The sequence below is a fragment of the Mycobacterium sp. E3305 genome (assembly GCF_001666785.1).
Classification (GTDB): domain Bacteria; phylum Actinomycetota; class Actinomycetes; order Mycobacteriales; family Mycobacteriaceae; genus Mycobacterium.
In genome coordinates, this window is record NZ_LZJA01000239.1 from 1 (window position 1) to 649 (window position 649).

At 69.0% G+C, this 649-nt stretch carries 1 protein-coding gene; it reads left to right on the plus strand.

All coding sequences use genetic code 11. From position 1 onward, the window contains the following. Nucleotides 1-649 (plus strand): FtsK/SpoIIIE domain-containing protein (locus A5701_RS22135; RefSeq protein ID WP_255396805.1); only part of this gene is annotated, 649 nt, incomplete at both ends.

Consider the following 649-nt stretch of genomic DNA (forward strand, 5'->3'; position numbering starts at 1 on the left):
CGGGCCGGGGTGCCGCAGCGCCAGTGGCAGTGGCCGCTCGGCGAGATCGACAAACCCTTCGAGATGCGCCGGGACCCACTGGTGTTCGACGCGACCTCGGCGGCCGGCAACATGGTGATCCACGGCGGCCCCAAGTCCGGGAAATCGACCGCGCTGCAGACGTTCATCCTGTCGGCGGCCAGCCTGCACTCGCCGCGCGACGTCACCTTCTACTGCCTGGACTACGGCGGCGGGAAGCTGCGGGCGCTGGAAGACCTGGCGCATGTCGGCAGCGTCGCCTCGGCGCTGGAACCCGAACGCATCCGGCGCACCTTCGGGGAGCTCGAGCAGCTGCTGCTGTCTCGGCAGCGGCGCGAGATGTTCCGGGAAAGGCACGGCGCCGCGCCCGACGACGGTTACGGCGAGGTGTTCCTGGTCATCGACAACCTGTACGCGTTCGGCCGGGACAACACCGACCAGTTCAACACCCGTAATCCGTTGCTGGCCAAGGTGAGCGAACTGGTGAACGTAGGGCTCGCCTACGGCATCCACGTCGTCATCACCACCCCGAGCTGGCTCGAGGTGCCCCTGGCCATGCGCGACGGCCTCGGCCTGCGGCTCGAGCTCAAGCTGCACGACCCGCGGGACAGCAACGTGCGGCTCGTCGGCG